The organism is Neorhizobium galegae (assembly GCF_021391675.1).
Taxonomy (GTDB): domain Bacteria; phylum Pseudomonadota; class Alphaproteobacteria; order Rhizobiales; family Rhizobiaceae; genus Neorhizobium; species Neorhizobium galegae_B.
On the sequence record NZ_CP090095.1, the window covers coordinates 883,540 to 899,237 of the forward strand.

Below are 15,698 nucleotides of genomic sequence, written 5' to 3' on the forward strand. Positions count from 1 at the left end.
CGGAGAGGCCGATCAACCGGCCTCACGAACAAGTGTAATATCGGGCACTTGGATCACTCAGTGTTTCATCTGCAAGCTGCAGGTCCTCGGTATAGATTTCTCCGTCACACGGTCTGCTACGGAGGAATAGCCATGGACAACGAGACACCGAAGATCACCCAGGCGATGATCGACGCCTACGATGAGTACACCCATCTGACTTTGGACCGCCGCCGCTTCATGGAGAAGCTGACCCAGCTTGCGGGCTCCGGTGCGGCTGCCGCGGCAATCGCGCCCCTGATCGGCGCCAGTTCCGCCATGGCGGAGATCATTCCGGCCAATGACGAACGTCTGACCACGGAGGAGGTTACCTATCCGGGCGCCAACGGCGTGACGATGAAGGGCTATCTCGTAAAACCCAAGAATGCCTCCGGCACGCGCGGCGGCGTCCTCGTCATCCATGAAAACCGCGGCCTCAATGCCCATATCAAGGACGTCGCCCGCCGTATGGCGCTCGAGGGCTTCAATGCGCTCGCCGTCGATTTCCTGGCGCCCCAGGGTGGTACGCCGGCGGATGAAGAGCAGGCCCGGCAGATGTTCTCTTCGCTGAAGCCCGAAGAGGTTTCGGCCAATGGCGAAGCAAGCCGCGCCTATCTCGCCGGCATCAGCGGCGCGAACCGCAAGGTCGGTGCGATCGGCTTCTGCTGGGGTGGCGGCGCGGTCAACAATCTTGCTGTGAAGTCACCCAGCCTCAATGCGGGCGTCGCCTATTACGGCGCCCAGCCGAAGGCCGAGGACGTGCCCGCCATCAAGGCGCCGCTGATGCTGCATTACGGCGGTCTCGACGAGCGCATCAATGCCGGCATTCCGGCTTTCAAGGCGGCGCTTGAAAAAGGCGGCAAGACCTTCGAGATCTTCGTCTACGACGGCGCCAACCACGCCTTCAACAACGATACCTCGTCGGCCCGCTACGACAAGGCCGCCGCCGATCTCGCCTGGAGCCGCTCGGTGGCGTTCTTCAAGAAGAACCTGGCCTGACGGATATTTGGCGAATATCTGTTCGGCTGCGACAGGAAGTCGGGGACCTGCCCCGGCTTTTTGTTGGATAGCTAGGTTTCGCCGCCGCTCTTGAAGTCTGAAGGTGCTTGCGCGTCTTTCTGCCGTTCATGCCGGATGGATGCAATCTCCACGACGCCCTTGCGTACACGTGCCGTCAATATCAGTGGCCGCATGACGATCCGGCGAGAGCCAGGGATCAAGCCACGTTCCGTCATTTCCGGAAATCGAGCAAGTCCCTCTTTCAGTTTCGCCAGCCGAGCAAGGATCTTGCGCGCGGCGGCCGGGTTCTGCGCCGCAAGCTCGGCGATGTAAATGAGAAACCAGTGCTCGGCACTTGGCGAAAGCCGAACTGTGGCGCGTGGCATCAACCGGCTCGTTTAGAGCGCTTTGCCTCGGCTGCCTCGATGATCGACGAGGCTTTGCTCAGCACGTCATCCAGATCGACGCCTTTGCCTTCATCCAGTTCGGCAAATCCTTCTGCATCCTGAAGCAGTTCGGCGCCTTCCTGTTCAAGATACTGGGTAAGCGCGCGAAGCATCACCCAAGTCCGATCGCGATCGAGCGTGGTCGCAATACGATCGTACTCGCTCACGAGTTCTGTCGGAAGTCGAAGGGATATTTGCGATTTGTCCTGCGTCAGCATGGGAAGCTCCCTGTAAGACAGCGCATCACAGTGCAACCCATGCTAACCAAAGTCAATCACCACCCCGGCATCACCTGCGCCGCCCGGGCCCGCGGCATGCGCTGGAACCCTTTGACCTCGCCGTCGAGATCGTCGGGCATCACGGCCGGCGAGATGTTGTCGAGGCAGGCGGTGATGTGGTCGGTGATGGCGTTCATCAGCGACGGCGAAAGCCCCGGCCGCTTCATCAGGCCGATCTGCACCGGCGGCAGCGGCGGGAAGCCGTCGGCGGACGACAGCACCTTCATGCCGGTGCGCAGCGCCGATTCCGGCAGCACCGACACGGCCATGCCGGCAAGCACCGCGGCTGCGACGACGGTCGAGGACCAGCTCGTGAACAGGACCTGGTATTCGCGTCCGTCCGCGTCGAGCGCCGAGCAGGCAAGCTGCCGCCACAGGCAGTCGCGACGCCCGACGGCGAGCGGCACCGGCGCGTCGTCCTTCAGCGGATGATTGGCCGAGCCGACCCAGCAGAGCGGCTCCGTGCGAACCACGTCGGAAATCCGCTGGCGCGGGTTATGGGTGACGAGCGCGATATCCAGCTCGCCGCGCGCCATCTTCTCGGCAAGGCTGACCGAGGGCTCGCAGACGATATAGAGTTCGACATTCGGATGGGTCTTGGCGAAACGGCCGATGATCTCGGGCATGTACCGGTCGGCGTAATCGTCCGGCGTGCCGATCCTGAGCGTGCCCTCGAGACGGTTGTCGTCGAAGGCGGCGATCGCCTCGTTGTTGAGGCGGATGATGCGCCGCGCATAGTTCAGGAGCTTCTCGCCCTCCGCCGTCAGCCGGTTGCCGCGGCCGTCCTTGGCGAAGAGCTGCTTGCCGATCCGTTCCTCGAGACGGCGCATCTGCATCGACACGGCGGACTGGGTCTTGAACACGCGGTCCGCCGCCTTGGTGAAGCTGCCGGTGTCCACGATTGAAATGAAAGTATGCAACTGATCGATATCGAGGGGTGCGGACATGGGAATGATCCATCAGAGAGGTTGATGCTAATCATTAGAAACATTCGTTGGACTGATCAATAGGTTTTACGCGATAAGGAGATCGCAAATCAAAATCGAAGGGTGCTTCTTCCCTGAGCGCCCAATCCGGGCAGCCTTTCCGTCGGACCTCCACGGAAGGGACGGCCTTTCTCGTGCCTGCGAAAGGATAGACCAATGAGCACGACCGACTGCGGAACTGAACTCGATCTGGTTCATGAGGAGCGCGGCACGCAAGGCCGTCTGGCTGTCGTGATGCTGCGAACGAAATCCGTGTGGCGTGCCTTTCGCAATCGTATGGCGAGCAATCGCCTCCATGATCTCGACGACCGCCAGCTCAACGATATCGGCATCACACGGCATGATGTGGTGATGGCGCTCGATCGGTCCGGCGTACTGGATGATCCGTCGCTGCTTCTGTCTCGCTCCGCTCGCGAGCGTGCGCGGCACCGCTTTGCAAGACCGGCCAATCGCTGATCTTGCCTGACCTTTTCCCCGCAGGGTGATAGCCAATAGCCCTGCTGCTTGCCCGGCCGGTCGATCCGCGCCGGGCTTTTTTTATTTGGAAGGCTTTGGCGCGGCAGGCGCCGCCTCGGCATTGGCGCCTGTGCCATTGCGCAGATAGGTGTCGAAGATCGCTTCCATGTTCTTCTGGTAGCTCTTCTGCACTTCCAGCCCGCTGTCGAACATGTTGTTCAGCACGTCGCGATAGGGATTGGGTTCGTCCGCCGGCGCTTCCTTAGGTTTCTCAGGCGTCGGGGCTGTCGCCGGGCTGGGACTTGCGAAGGCGCCGCCCATCATGTCCTGGAAAGCCTTGGCAAAGGGATTGTCCGCGAACGGGTTGCCGCTCGAAGGCTGCGGCTGTTCCGGCTTGTCGAGCCCCCACATGGAACGCATCGCCTGGGCGAAGGGATTGTCGAAGGGATTGGCAGCGGTCTGCGGCTTCGCCTTGGGCTGCAGGCCCATGCTTTCCAGCCATTGCTGCTGCATCTGGCCGACGGGGGAGGCGGCGAACGTCTCGTTGGCGCCGGTCATCTGACCGCTCATCTGCTTGAACAGCCCGCCCATCAATGTGTCGGCCATGGCCGGCATCATCTTCTTGAAGACTTCCTGGCCGATCCCTGTGAGTTGTTCGGCCTGCGCGGCGATCGCGCGGGAGACTTCCTTCGAGCCGAACAGCTTTTCGAGCACGGCATTGCCGTCCATCGTGCCCTGCGGTGTAAAAGCCTTGGTCAGATCCTCGAAATATTTGGCATAGGCGCCGGACACCATGCTGTTCATCAGCGAGGTGAGGTCGTAAGGATTGGCGCTGGTGCGCTTGAACCCGGAGGAAAAGGCGGGCATCAGCGCCGCCATGGCCTGGGTGGCCTGTTCCTGAGCCAGGTTGAACTGCTTGGCGATCGCCTCCATGCCTGCGCCGTCCTGAGCTCTGAGCATCATGTCGAACAGTGGCAGCATGGAGATTCCTTTCCGGTTCGGGTGATGCACCACTATATCCGGAAAGTGCTGAACGGAAACCGGTTTTTAGAGCCGATCTCAATCTCCCATCAGTATTGGTATTCCTCGAACACCGGCTCGACCGAACCGTTCCAGCGGCCATGATAGAGAGACAGCATCTCGTCCGCCATGGTCGTCTTCCTGGCGAGCACTTCGTCGAGCGGTTGCAGGAAGATGCTTTCGTCCTGTCCTTCGCCGTTCAGCCGCGCCCGCGCCTTCAAGCCTGCCTTGGAGATCGCCACCGCCTCGCGGGCGACGTCGAGCACCGACCTGCCCTTGATTTCGGCCTTCAGGCCCTTCGCCGGCACGGCATCGCGCATGGCGATGACGTCCTCGACCGTCCAGTCGGCGGTCAGCGTTTCGGCGTCGGCAAGCGCCGTATCGTCATAAAGCAGGCCGACCCAGAAGGCCGGCAGCGCGCAGATCCGCCGCCAGGGACCGCCGTCGGCGCCGCGCATTTCGAGGAAGCGCTTCAGGCGAACGTCGGGGAAGAGGGTGGAAAGGTGGTTGGTCCAGTCGCCCATGGTGGGCTCCCAGTCCTTGATCTCGCCTTTCAGCGCACCGTTCATGAACTGGCGGAAGGTGACATGCGTGCAGTCGTGATACTTGCCGTCGCGGACGACGAAATACATCGGCACGTCGAGCGCCCATTCCACATAGTCGGCAAAGCCGAAATCTGGCCTGAACACAAAGGGCAGCACGCCGGAGCGCTGGTTGTCGGTGTCGCGCCAGATGTCGCCGCGCCAGGAGACCAGCCCGTTCGGCTTGCCTTCGGTGAATGGAGAGGACGCAAACAGCGCGGTCGCGATCGACTGCAGCTTCATCGACACGCGCATCTTGGCGGCCATATCCGCTTCCGAGGAGAAGTCGAGGTTCACCTGGATCGTGCAGGTGCGGTACATCATGTCGAGGCCCTTGGAACCGACCTTGGGCATGTAGCCCGTCATGATGTCGTAGCGGGATTTCGGCATACGCGGGGTTTCCGCGAGCGTCCATTTCGGGCTGCCGCCGATGCCGAGGAAGCGTATGCCCATCGGTTCGGCGATTTCGCGCAAGACCGCGAGATGGTGGTTCGATTCCCGACAGGTTTGGTGGATGCTCTCGACCGGCGCGCCGGAAAGCTCGAACTGGCCGCCTGGCTCGATGGAGATCGCGCCCATGCCGGACTGTTCGCCGAGCCCGATGATGTTCTCGCCGTCGAGGATCGGCTCCCAGCCGAGCTTCTTTTCCATGCCTTTCAGCAGCGCGGAAATGCTGGCATCGCCGAAATAGGGGACCGGGCTGTTGTCCGCCCGGAAAAAGGCGAATTTCTCATGCTCCGTGCCGATGCGGAAATCTTCCTTCGGCCGAGGTCCCTTCGCCAGGTAGGCGGAAAGCTCGGACACCGAGGTAAGCGGTGTCTGGTCGGTCGTATCGCGGGCCATGAAAATTACCTTGCTCGGAATGCCTGATATGGACGGATAGCCGGCTGATTGGACCGGATTGATGTGCGCTGCAAGTGAATTTCTTTCAAGATAGATTCAGAATTTCAAGACCGTCATGTCAAGCGGGTCACCGCCAGTCGCCGACCGCGGCCTGGATGACCGCAAGCGCTGCAACCGCGGCCGTATCCGCCCTTAATATCCGGGGCCCGAGCGGTATCGCGGTGACGAAGGAAAGCGAACGCAGCCTTTCCCTTTCCTCGTCCGAAAATCCGCCCTCCGGGCCTACCAGCAGCGCCAGCCTGCTCTCTTTGATCGCCGAGAGGATCGGCAGCGGGTTCTGACCCTCGTCGCCTTCGTCGCAGAAGATGATGCGCCGATCTCGGGGCCAGGTGTCGAGCAGGTCGCCGAGTTTCTTCGGCGACGCCACCTCAGGCACCGACAAAATGCCGCACTGCTCGGCGGCCTCCACCACGTTCGCCTGAAGCCGATCCATGCTGGTGATCTTGCCTTGCACATGCTGGGTCATGACCGGCTGGATGAACCCTGCGCCCATCTCGACCGCCTTCTGCACCAGATAGTCGAGACGGCCGACCTTCAGCGGCGCGAAGAGATAATGCAGGTCGGAGGCAGGCGGCTGCTGCCGGGTTTCCTCGATCGCCTCCAGCACGATCTTCTTGCGGGTCGGATAGGTGATTTTCGCCTTCCATTCGCCGTCGCGGCCGTTGAAGAGCAGGATTGCCGAACCTTCCTCCATCCTCAGCACGTTGGCGAGATAGTTGAACTGCTCCGACGAAACCTCATGGCGGGCACCGGCGCCGAGCGGCGCCTCGATGAACAGCCTCTGCATCCGGAAATTGGCGCGCATGGAAACCTCGAAGCCCAGAGCATGTCGCGCAAAAGTGTGCAGCGGTTTTGTGACGACGACATGCGAAAAAAACACGAATCTAAAGCGTCACCGGCGAGATCTCAAAGATCCCGACGCTTTAGACGAACAGCGCGAACATAACCGTGGCGATCAGCGCCGCAAGGGTTGCGGCCGCCGGAAGGGTGATCATCCAGGCCGCGATGATGCTGAGAAAATGCGAGCGCCGCACCAGGTAACGCCGTTTCAGTTCGTCGTCATTGCGCTCGAAGGGCTCGGTGGTATCGAGATTCTTGCCGGCCCGCACCCGCATGTATTCGAAGCGCCGCCGGGAATGGCGGGTGTACCATTCGCGGAAGAAGCCGACGCCGAACACCGCACCGACGGCGATATGGGTCGAGGAGACCGGCAGCCCGATCCAGGAGGCAACGATCACCGTCAGCGCCGTCGACAGCGAGACGCAATAGGCGCGCATCGGATTGAGCTTGGTGATCTCGGCGCCGACCAGCCGGACCAGCTTCGGGCCATAGAGCAGCAGGCCCAGCGAGATTCCGAGGCCGCCGATGATCAGTTCCCAGAGCGGGATGCGCACGCCGGTCGAAATGCCCCGTTGGGCCGCAGAAACGATCGCCGCAAGCGGACCGATGGCGTTGGAAACGTCGTTGGCGCCATGCGCGAACGAGAGCAGGGCCGCAGAAAGGATGAGCGGAATACGGAAGAGCGTGCGAAGCGACTGATTGCGGTTTTCGAGCCCTTCGGCTTGCCGGGCGATCACCGGGATCAGCAGGCGCCAGGCGGCGACGCCCGCGAAGAGGGCGACCAGCGTCGCAACCGGCGCCGAAACGTCCACCAGTTCCCCCAGCCCGAGCAGCGCCAGATAGCCTGCAAAGGCGCCGGTCATCACGCCGATCAACACCGGCACCCATTTTTTCGCCGCGGCGATCTTGTCCTCGCGGTAGATGATGGTTTCCTTGACGAAGAACAGGAAGGCGGCAGCGATGACGGCGCCAAGGATCGGCGAAAGGACCCAGCTTGCGGTGATGCCCGCAATCGTTCCCCAGTTGACCGCGGAAAGTCCGGCTGCCGCGATCCCGGCGCCCATGACCCCGCCGACGATCGAATGGGTGGTGGAAATCGGTGCGCCGAGCCAGGTCGCGACATTGATCAGCACCGCGGCCGAGAGGAGCGCTGCCATCATCGCCCATATCAACACGTCGGGGCTGGTGATCATGCCGCCCTGCATGATGCCGTTGGCGATCGTGTTGGCGACACCTCGGCCGGCGATCACGGCACCTGCCACTTCGAAGATGGCCGCGAGCCCGAGACCGAAGGTCATGGTCATGGCGCGGGCGCCGACGGCCGCGCCGATATTGTTGGTGACGTCATTGGCGCCGATGTTCATCGCCATGTAGGCAGCAAGGCCGGAGGCGGCGATGACGACGACGGCGCCGGGTTTGCCCGTCACATAGGCGGCCGCAAAGATGGCGACGAGGATGATGAACAGCAGTGCCGTTCCCGGTGCGGCAAGCCCGCGCGACATCTGTCGGGCGGCTTCCTCCACGGAGGAGAATTTCTCCAGATCCTTGTCGAGCGTCGGCTTCGCCAGGCGCGGCCTTCTCTGGCCCATATCTCCATCCTTGGGTGAAAAGTGAGGCGCGAGAACGGAACTGCCTGCCGTCTCCGCCTCCTGGAAGAAATCAAGGCCTATCGCTTAATAGCGTGCGTAGGCGAAGGCAATATTGCGGAATTGCGAAGGTGCTTCGAAGCGCTCTAACTTGCAGCCTTGATTGCAAGCTGCGGAACGCGCGGCTGCATTCGTTCGGCGAACTGCAGGAAGAGAATCTTCAGTTCCGGTTCATTGACGCGCATCGCCGCCTCTTCACAGGAAACCCATTCCAGTGTTCGAGAGCCCTTTTCCGGATAGCTTTTGAGGCATTCTTCCACTTCGAGCGCGTGGACCTGCACCCGCACAGGAATCTTCAGGCCGTTATCGAGGGTCTTGCGGTAGTGATAGAAACCCAGCGGTTCCTTCTCTACCTTGCCCTTGACGCCAACCTCTTCGAACGCTTCGCGTTCGGCGACCTGGTGAGCTTTCTTGTCGGTCATCGGCCAGCCCTTTGGCACGACCCAGCGGCCGGTATCGCGGCTGGTCGCAACGAGAACCTCGAGTTGTCCCGGCTTCTTTTTTATCCGGTAGCAAAGCGCAGCATATTGCTGCCGCGGAGGCCGCTGCAGCATCAACCTGAGATTGCTCGTAACCCGATCCATCAAGCCCAATTTCTGTTTCGTCCTCCAGCAAATGGTAATTTACTAATATAATGCTTGCGCGAGGATTAACGACCCTCAGCGGCTTCTTTTGACAAGAATCACAGTGGATAACGACCATCGAAGCGATAACCATTGTGAGGCCACTTGGTTTCAGGTCAATAGAAATTTGCACAGGTGTTCAATTGTAATTGTGCATGACGTCCGGCCATCCGCAGAAGGGGCCTCAGATCTTGGTCTGAATCATCCTGAGTTGTGCGATTCGGCTCCATTCTCCCGTGCGTTCGGCCTCGTTGGTGACCTTGGAGATGAAGTCGATATGATCTTCCGCCGCCTTTCGGGCTTTGGCAGGATCACCGTCCAGTATGGCCTGGCCGATCGCCTCGTGTTGCGTCATCACGGCATCATGGGCGCCACCGACATTGAAGATGATGCGGCGGTTGTAAAAGATCCCGTCGCTGAGCAGCCGGTAGCAGGCGCGCAGGGTGTGCATGAGAATGATGTTATGCGCCGCATCGCCGACGGCATTGTGGAATTCGACGTCAGATGTCAGCTCGTCTTCGAAACGCCCGTCCCGATGCGCGCGGCGCATCGTCTCCAGGATGCGCTCGATGAGTTGCTTGTCGGTGTCCGTCGCTCGTTCGGCCGCAAGCTCCGCCGTCATGCCTTCGAGCTGGCGACGATATTCCAGATAGTCGTGAACCGCCCGCTGGTGCCGCCGGATCAGGGCGACCAGCGGCGGCGAGAAGATCTGGCCGACGATATCGGCCACGTAAGTGCCGCCGCCATGTTGGCTCACCAGCAGCCCACGTGCCTCCAGCTCTTTCAGCGCCTCCCGCAGGATCGGCCGGGAAACGTCGAACCTCTGCGCCAGCTCGCGCTCGCCGGGCAGGCGGTCGCCGTCGCGCAGCACGCCGTTCAGGATCAGGCTTTCGATCTGAAGAATGACTTCGTCCGCAGTTCGACCATGCGGCACCGGCGCGAAAAGCTCATGCGTCAACTTTGCTCTCTCCAAGTCGGGCCATGCCAGCCGGGCGTTTCGGGCTTCTTGTATCACTGGTAAAAAAAGTATACCAGTTGAATGTCTTTAGGAGGATCCGGTGGCCGATACGATCAGTTTTCTGAAGCCTCGCGAGGCGGTGCTGTCGCGCCGGGCGGCGATCATTGCCGATCTGATCGAGCTTCTGCCGCCCGAATGCCTGGTCCATGAGGCGCGCGAGCTGGTGCCTTTCGAGACCGATGCCTTCGTCTCCTACCGCCGCCTGCCGCTTGCTGTCGCGCTGCCGAAGACCACGGCGCAGGTGTCGGCCGTGATGAAATACTGCAATCGCTACGGCATTCCGGTCGTGCCGCGCGGGGCCGGAACCTCGCTTTCCGGCGGCGCCATCCCTCAGGAGGATGCGGTCGTGCTCGGCTTGTCCAAGATGTCGCGCATCCTGGAAGTCGACTACGCCAACCGCACCGCCACCGTCCAGGCCGGGGTCACCAACCTCAACATTTCCGAAGCGGTCGGCATCGACGGCTTTTTCTATGCGCCGGATCCAAGCTCGCAGCTCGCCTGCACGATCGGCGGCAATATCGGCATGAATTCCGGCGGCGCCCACTGCCTGAAATACGGCGTTACCACCAACAATCTGCTCGGCGTGAAGATGGTGCTGGTCGACGGCACGGTGATCGATCTCGGCGGCAAGCATCTCGACGCGGCCGGTTACGACCTGCTCGGCCTCGTCTGCGGTTCGGAAGGCCAGCTCGGCATCGTCACCGAGGCGGTGGTGCGGCTGATCGCCAAGCCTGAAGGCGCCCGCCCGGTCCTGTTCGGCTTCGATACGTCCGAGCATGCGGGCGCCTGCGTCGCCGATATCATCGGTTCCGGCATCATCCCGGTCGCCATCGAATTCATGGACAAGCCGGCGATCGAGATCTGCGAAGCGTTCGCCCATGCGGGTTACCCGCTCGATGTGGAAGCGCTGCTGATCGTCGAAGTCGAAGGTTCCGAGGCCGAAATGGACGCGATGCTGAAGGCGATCGTCGAGATCGCCGGTCGCCATGGCGTCAAGACGGTGCGCGAAAGCCAGTCGGCGACCGAGGCGGCGCTGATCTGGAAAGGCCGCAAATCCGCCTTCGGCGCAACCGGCCGCATCGCCGACTACATCTGCATGGACGGCACGGTGCCGCTCGGCAAGCTCTCCTATGTGCTGAACAAGACCTCCGAGATCGTCGAGCGTTTCGGGCTCAGGGTCGCCAACGTCTTTCATGCCGGCGACGGCAACATGCATCCGCTGATCCTGTTCAACGCCAACGATCCCGAGGATGCGGCCAGGGCCGAGGAGGCGGGCAACGAGATCCTGAAACTCTGCGTCGATGCCGGCGGCTGCCTGACCGGCGAGCATGGCGTCGGCATCGAGAAACGCGACCTGATGCGGCATCAGTATTCGGAGGCCGATCTCAACCAGCAAATGGCGGTGCGTTACGCGTTCGACGAAGGTTGGATCCTCAATCCGTCGAAAGTTTTCCCGCTGGATGGACGGCCCGCCGCATGACGCTGATACCGAATTCCGAAGCGGACGCCGCCTATATCATCCGCAATGCCGCCGGCGACGGCAAGAAGCTTGCGCTGTGCGGCGGCAATACCCGCGCCGGTTTCGGCAACTCCGCCGGGCCTGCCGAAATGATGAACTCCACCGGCCTTTCTGGCATCGTCGACTACGAGCCGGCCGAAATGGTGATGACCGTCAAAGCCGGTACGCCGGTCGCCGAGATCGAGACGACGCTTGCCGCCAACCGGCAGATGATGGCCTTCGAGCCGATGGACCACCGCGGCGTCATGGGCACGCTCGGCGAACCGACGATCGGCGGCGTGTTTGCCGCCAATGTGTCCGGCCCGCGCCGTTTCGTCTCTGGCGCCGCCCGCGACAGCTTGCTCGGCATCCGTTTCATCAATGGCCGGGGCGAAGCGATCCGCGCCGGCGGACGGGTGATGAAGAACGTCACCGGCCTCGATCTCGTCAAACTGCTCGCGGGCTCGCAAGGCACGCTCGGGTTCCTGACTGAAGTGACCTTCCGGGTGTTGCCGGTGCCGCAGACGGTGGAGACCATCGTCATCTCCGGGCTCGACGACGCGGCTGCCGCAAAGGCGATGGCGGCGGCGATGGCGCTGCCGGTCGAAGTATCGGGCGCCGCCCACCTGCCGCAGACCGTCCGGTTCCGTTTCCTCGGCGGCGCATTGCCGAGCGGTGAGGCGACCGTCCTGCGCCTCGAAGGCCTTGCCGCGTCGGTTTCCGTGCGTGCCGAAAAACTCTCCGCCGTGATGGAGGCATTCGGTCCGGTCTCCCGGCTCGGCCTGGAGGAGAGCCAAACGCTCTGGCGCCAGATCCGCGATGTCTATCCCTATTCGGATGGGACCCTGAAACCCGTCTGGCGCGTCTCGATCGCTCCATCTGCGGGCCACCAGCTCGTCGCCGCCCTCCGGCTCGAAACCGGCGTCGATGCCTTCTACGACTGGCAGGGCGGGTTGGTCTGGATGCGCATGGAAGCCGACCCGGAAGCGGATTTGCTGCGCCGCTATATCCGCGCTCTCGGTGGCGGCCACGCGACACTTCTGCGGGCATCGGATACGGTGCGCGCGCAGACGCAGGCTTTCGAGCCGCAGCCGGATGCGGTCGCGGCGCTTTCGGCGCGCGTCAAACAGAAGCTTGACCCGGCCGGCATTTTTTGCCCGGGCAAGATGGGGTGATTACGGCCATGGTAGTTTTCCGGTCTTACCCCCCTCTGGCCTGCCGGACATCTCCCCCACAAGGGGGGAGATCGACCCGGAGGAACGTTGCGCCCATCTCGACGGTAGCCGATAAAGTGATGTCCGCGCGTCTTGCCGATCTCCCCACCTGTGGGGGAGATGTCCGGCAGGACAGCGGGGGGCTGGCGGAACGCAAAGCCATCGGCCGAAATGCGAGGGATACCCAATAAATGCAAACCAACTTCACCCTCGCTCAGCTTGCCGATCCGCATGTGGCCGAATCCGAAAAGATCCTCCGCCGTTGCGTCCATTGCGGCTTCTGCACCGCCACCTGTCCCACCTACGTGACCCTCGGCAACGAACTCGACAGCCCGCGCGGACGCATCTACCTGATCAAGGACATGCTGGAAAACGGCAGGCCGGCGGATGAGGAAGTGGTCACCCATATCGACCGCTGTCTCTCCTGCCTTGCCTGCGTCACCACCTGTCCCTCCGGCGTGGACTACATGCATCTGGTCGATCATGCCCGCATCCATATCGAGAACACCTACCGGCGCCCGCTGGTCGACCGCCTGATTCGCAGCCTGCTCGCCGCCGTGCTGCCCTATCCGGCCCGCTTCCGCACAGCGCTCGGTCTCGCAAAGCTCGGCCGTCCCTTCGCACCGCTTCTCAAGCGTGTCCCTGTATTGAAGCCGCTCGGTGCCATGCTGGATCTCGCGCCGAAATCCGCCGCCAGGGTTTCCGACGCCGCAAACCCCGGCACTCGTGCGCCCGAGACTGAGAAACGGGGCCGCGTCGCAATCCTGTCGGGCTGCGCCCAGCCTGTCCTCGATCCGGGCATCAACGAAGCTACGCTCCGGCTTCTGGCCCGGCTCGGCGTCGAAGTCGTGGTACCGGAAGGCGAGGGCTGCTGCGGCGCGCTCGTCCATCATATGGGCCGTGAAGAGCAGGCGCTCGATTTTGCCCGCCGCAATGTCGATGTCTGGACGCGCGAGATCGACAAAGGCGGCCTCGATGCGATCATCATCACCGCGTCGGGCTGCGGCACGACGATCAAGGATTACGGCCACATGCTCCGCCTCGATCCGGCCTATGCGGACAAGGCGGCAAGGGTCTCGAGCCTTGCCAAGGACATTACCGAATATCTGTCGATGCTCGACCTGCCGACGCTGGAGCCGAAGCGGCTCAACGTCGCCTATCACTCCGCCTGTTCGATGCAGCACGGCCAGAAGATCACCATGGCACCCAAGAATCTCCTGAAGGCTGCGGGCTTTACCGTCCGCGATCCGGGGGAGGGGCATCTCTGCTGCGGTTCGGCCGGCACCTACAATATCCTGCAGCCGGAAATCTCGGAGCAGTTGAAGGCTCGCAAGGTCAAGAATATCGAGGCCACCAAGGCGGACGTGATCGCCACCGGCAATATCGGCTGCATCACCCAGATCGCCTCCGGAACAGCGATCCCGATCCTGCACACGGTGGAGCTTCTGGATTGGGCTTATGGCGGCCCGAAGCCGGAAAAGATCCCGGCCAGATAAATATGCCCAATAAAAAAGCCGGCGAAATCGCCGGCTTTTTTTCGTCAAAGGCCTGAGCCTTAGAACTTGTAGGAGACGCCGAGGTTGATGGCGTGCGTCAGGATGTTGGTCTTCAGCGAAGCGCCGCTGTCGATATCCACATCCACGAACGAGTAGTTGCCCTTGTATTCGGCGAACATCGACCACTTTTCGGTGAGCTGGTACTTTACGCCGGCCTGGGCCTGGATCGTCGCGCCACCGAACTGGTATTCGAAGGTGCGGCCGGAAGCGCGGGTCACTTCGACATGCGGCACGTTGATACCGACACCGGCGCCGACATAAGGCGTCCACTTGCTGCCTTCGATCGGGAACTTGTAGAGCGCGTTGAGCGTCAGCAGGTTCAGGCCGTCGGTGAATTCGAAGACGCTCCAGCCGCCGGCCTTGGCCATGCTTTCGTCGTCTGCATAAACCTTGGCGTGGGTGTAATCGAGCGAAACGCCCCAGTTCGTGAGGGCACCGCCATCGAACCAATAGGTGCCGCGGACGCCCCAGTAGGGCGGCATCGCGAAGGGCTTGGTATCCCAGCCGGCTGCGAAATCAGGTCCGTCCGAGACATCGACATCGGAGTGCGGCGCGAACTGGTAACCGCCGTAACCGGAGATTTCAAATCCGCCGGTGTGAACCGGAGCCACATAGGCCTGGGTCGCGGGGGTCATGTCTGCCGCTTGAGCCGGAGCAATATAAGCAAGACCAGCGGTGAGAAGCGTGGAAGCGAAGGCGAAAGAAAGAATTTTGCGCATGAATCAGCCTGCAGGGAAGAACGTTGGCTTTTTTGATGACTCAATGTTTAGCGGCGGATGCATCGGCGGTCTGTGCCTTTTCTGCATCAGTCACCGACGAAGCTAGGCGATTTATGGTTAACGAAGTCTAAACCCCTGAAAAGGGCAGCTTTTGCTGCCCTTTTTGACCTTTGGCCGGGTGTCTCAGCCGCCGAAAATCGTGCCGAAAATATCGATGCCGCGATCCTTGAAGTCGACGTTCCCCTGCCGGTTGCCCGGGCCGATGACGATCACCTTCGTGCCGATGTCGGCGCGCGAATAAAGATGCTCGACATCCTTGTTCATCATGCGGATGCAGCCTGACGACATGTTGAGGCCGATCGTCCAGGGTTGGTTGGTGCCGTGGATGCGGAAGATCGTGTCGCGGCCGCCCTTGTAGAGATACATGGCACGGGCGCCGAGCGGGTTGTCGATGCCGCCTTCCTGCACGGCCGGCAGAATGCGGCCGGCGCGGCGTTCGCGAACGCGCATCTCGGCCGGCGGCGTCCAGGAGGGCCACTCAGCCTTGCGGCCCACATTGACCACGCCCGACCAGCCGAACCCTTCGCGCCCGACGCCGATGCCGTAGCGGGTCGCCCGGTTGGGGCCTTCGATATAGTAGAGGAACTTGTTGTTGGTATCGACGATGATCGTGCCGGGTTTCTCGGTCGTCGAGAAGCGCACCATGCGGCGCTTGAATTGTTCGGGAACTTCCCGTGGCATCGCGACAAGTGTCACGTCGCCCGCGGGGCGTTCGATAGACGTTGCCGCCGGGCTGATTGCGCTTGCATGTCCGGCGCTAAAGAAGATCGCGCCAGCCATTCCCACGGCCATCGCGAAGGTCTTGCCTGCCCCCATTCCCCCTGTCTTCATTCCCAA

16 protein-coding genes are annotated in these 15,698 nt (G+C 62.0%); 5 read left to right on the forward strand and 11 right to left on the reverse strand.

Annotated features, from left to right (window positions below; all coding sequences use genetic code 11):
• Window positions 1-132: 132 nt before the first annotated feature.
• The gene (locus LZK81_RS04285) at window positions 133-1,017 is read left to right on the forward strand and encodes a dienelactone hydrolase family protein (protein ID WP_233955291.1); all 885 of its coding nucleotides are present in this window, start codon (window positions 133-135) and stop codon (window positions 1,015-1,017) included.
• Window positions 1,018-1,088: 71 nt separating this feature from the next.
• On the opposite strand, the gene LZK81_RS04290 is transcribed toward LZK81_RS04285, so the two are convergent.
• The 3 genes from LZK81_RS04290 to LZK81_RS04300 are packed head-to-tail and all read right to left on the reverse strand — an operon-like array spanning window position 1,089 to window position 2,688.
• Entirely contained in the window at window positions 1,089-1,403 is a 315-nt protein-coding gene (locus LZK81_RS04290) for a type II toxin-antitoxin system RelE/ParE family toxin (protein ID WP_233955292.1), read from the reverse strand.
• Complete coding sequence (locus LZK81_RS04295; protein ID WP_046603342.1) at window positions 1,403-1,681, reverse strand: CopG family ribbon-helix-helix protein; 279 nt, start codon at window positions 1,679-1,681, stop codon at window positions 1,403-1,405. Before LZK81_RS04295 ends, LZK81_RS04290 begins: the two co-directional genes overlap by 1 nt.
• Window positions 1,682-1,737: 56 nt before the next feature.
• Window positions 1,738-2,688, reverse strand: a complete 951-nt coding sequence (locus LZK81_RS04300; protein ID WP_046603343.1) for a LysR substrate-binding domain-containing protein — start codon at window positions 2,686-2,688, stop codon at window positions 1,738-1,740.
• 195 nt (window positions 2,689-2,883) lie between these two features.
• Between LZK81_RS04300 and LZK81_RS04305 the strand changes: the two genes are divergently transcribed.
• Complete coding sequence (locus LZK81_RS04305) at window positions 2,884-3,183, forward strand: DUF1127 domain-containing protein (protein ID WP_052753467.1); 300 nt, start codon at window positions 2,884-2,886, stop codon at window positions 3,181-3,183.
• A gap of 81 nt (window positions 3,184-3,264) precedes the next feature.
• On the opposite strand, the gene LZK81_RS04310 is transcribed toward LZK81_RS04305, so the two are convergent.
• The 6 genes from LZK81_RS04310 to LZK81_RS04335 form a co-directional block, all read right to left on the reverse strand.
• Window positions 3,265-4,164, reverse strand: a complete 900-nt coding sequence (locus LZK81_RS04310) for a DUF937 domain-containing protein (protein ID WP_046603344.1) — start codon at window positions 4,162-4,164, stop codon at window positions 3,265-3,267.
• 89 nt (window positions 4,165-4,253) lie between these two features.
• Window positions 4,254-5,627 (reverse strand): glutamate--cysteine ligase, encoded by a 1,374-nt coding sequence (locus tag LZK81_RS04315; RefSeq protein WP_233955293.1) that lies wholly within the window; start codon window positions 5,625-5,627, stop codon window positions 4,254-4,256.
• 127 nt (window positions 5,628-5,754) lie between these two features.
• A complete protein-coding gene (locus LZK81_RS04320) occupies window positions 5,755-6,492 on the reverse strand; it encodes a 16S rRNA (uracil(1498)-N(3))-methyltransferase (protein WP_233955294.1) in 738 nt (245 codons plus the stop codon).
• 118 nt (window positions 6,493-6,610) lie between these two features.
• Window positions 6,611-8,116, reverse strand: coding sequence for an inorganic phosphate transporter (locus LZK81_RS04325; RefSeq protein WP_233955295.1), 1,506 nt, complete (start codon window positions 8,114-8,116; stop codon window positions 6,611-6,613).
• Between the two features lie 143 nt (window positions 8,117-8,259).
• On the reverse strand, window positions 8,260-8,766 hold the full coding sequence (locus LZK81_RS04330; protein WP_157885071.1) for an NUDIX hydrolase: 507 nt from the start codon (window positions 8,764-8,766) through the stop codon (window positions 8,260-8,262).
• Window positions 8,767-8,980: 214 nt separating this feature from the next.
• The gene (locus LZK81_RS04335) at window positions 8,981-9,754 is read right to left on the reverse strand and encodes a FadR/GntR family transcriptional regulator (RefSeq protein WP_233955296.1); all 774 of its coding nucleotides are present in this window, start codon (window positions 9,752-9,754) and stop codon (window positions 8,981-8,983) included.
• 100 nt (window positions 9,755-9,854) lie between these two features.
• Here LZK81_RS04335 and LZK81_RS04340 point away from each other — a divergent pair, with 100 nt between their 5' ends.
• The 3 genes from LZK81_RS04340 (at window position 9,855) to glcF (ending at window position 14,022) form a co-directional block, all read left to right on the forward strand.
• Complete coding sequence (locus LZK81_RS04340; protein ID WP_233955297.1) at window positions 9,855-11,294, forward strand: FAD-linked oxidase C-terminal domain-containing protein; 1,440 nt, start codon at window positions 9,855-9,857, stop codon at window positions 11,292-11,294.
• Complete coding sequence (locus LZK81_RS04345; protein WP_046603349.1) at window positions 11,291-12,487, forward strand: FAD-binding protein; 1,197 nt, start codon at window positions 11,291-11,293, stop codon at window positions 12,485-12,487. The genes LZK81_RS04340 and LZK81_RS04345 overlap by 4 nt, the downstream gene beginning before the upstream one ends.
• Before the next feature lie 230 nt (window positions 12,488-12,717).
• Window positions 12,718-14,022, forward strand: a complete 1,305-nt coding sequence (glcF, locus tag LZK81_RS04350) for a glycolate oxidase subunit GlcF (RefSeq protein WP_233955298.1) — start codon at window positions 12,718-12,720, stop codon at window positions 14,020-14,022.
• A gap of 59 nt (window positions 14,023-14,081) precedes the next feature.
• On the opposite strand, the gene LZK81_RS04355 is transcribed toward glcF, so the two are convergent.
• Complete coding sequence (locus LZK81_RS04355) at window positions 14,082-14,801, reverse strand: outer membrane protein (protein WP_255394893.1); 720 nt, start codon at window positions 14,799-14,801, stop codon at window positions 14,082-14,084.
• 183 nt (window positions 14,802-14,984) lie between these two features.
• Entirely contained in the window at window positions 14,985-15,641 is a 657-nt protein-coding gene (locus LZK81_RS04360) for a L,D-transpeptidase (protein WP_233956465.1), read from the reverse strand.
• Window positions 15,642-15,698: the final 57 nt, after the last annotated feature.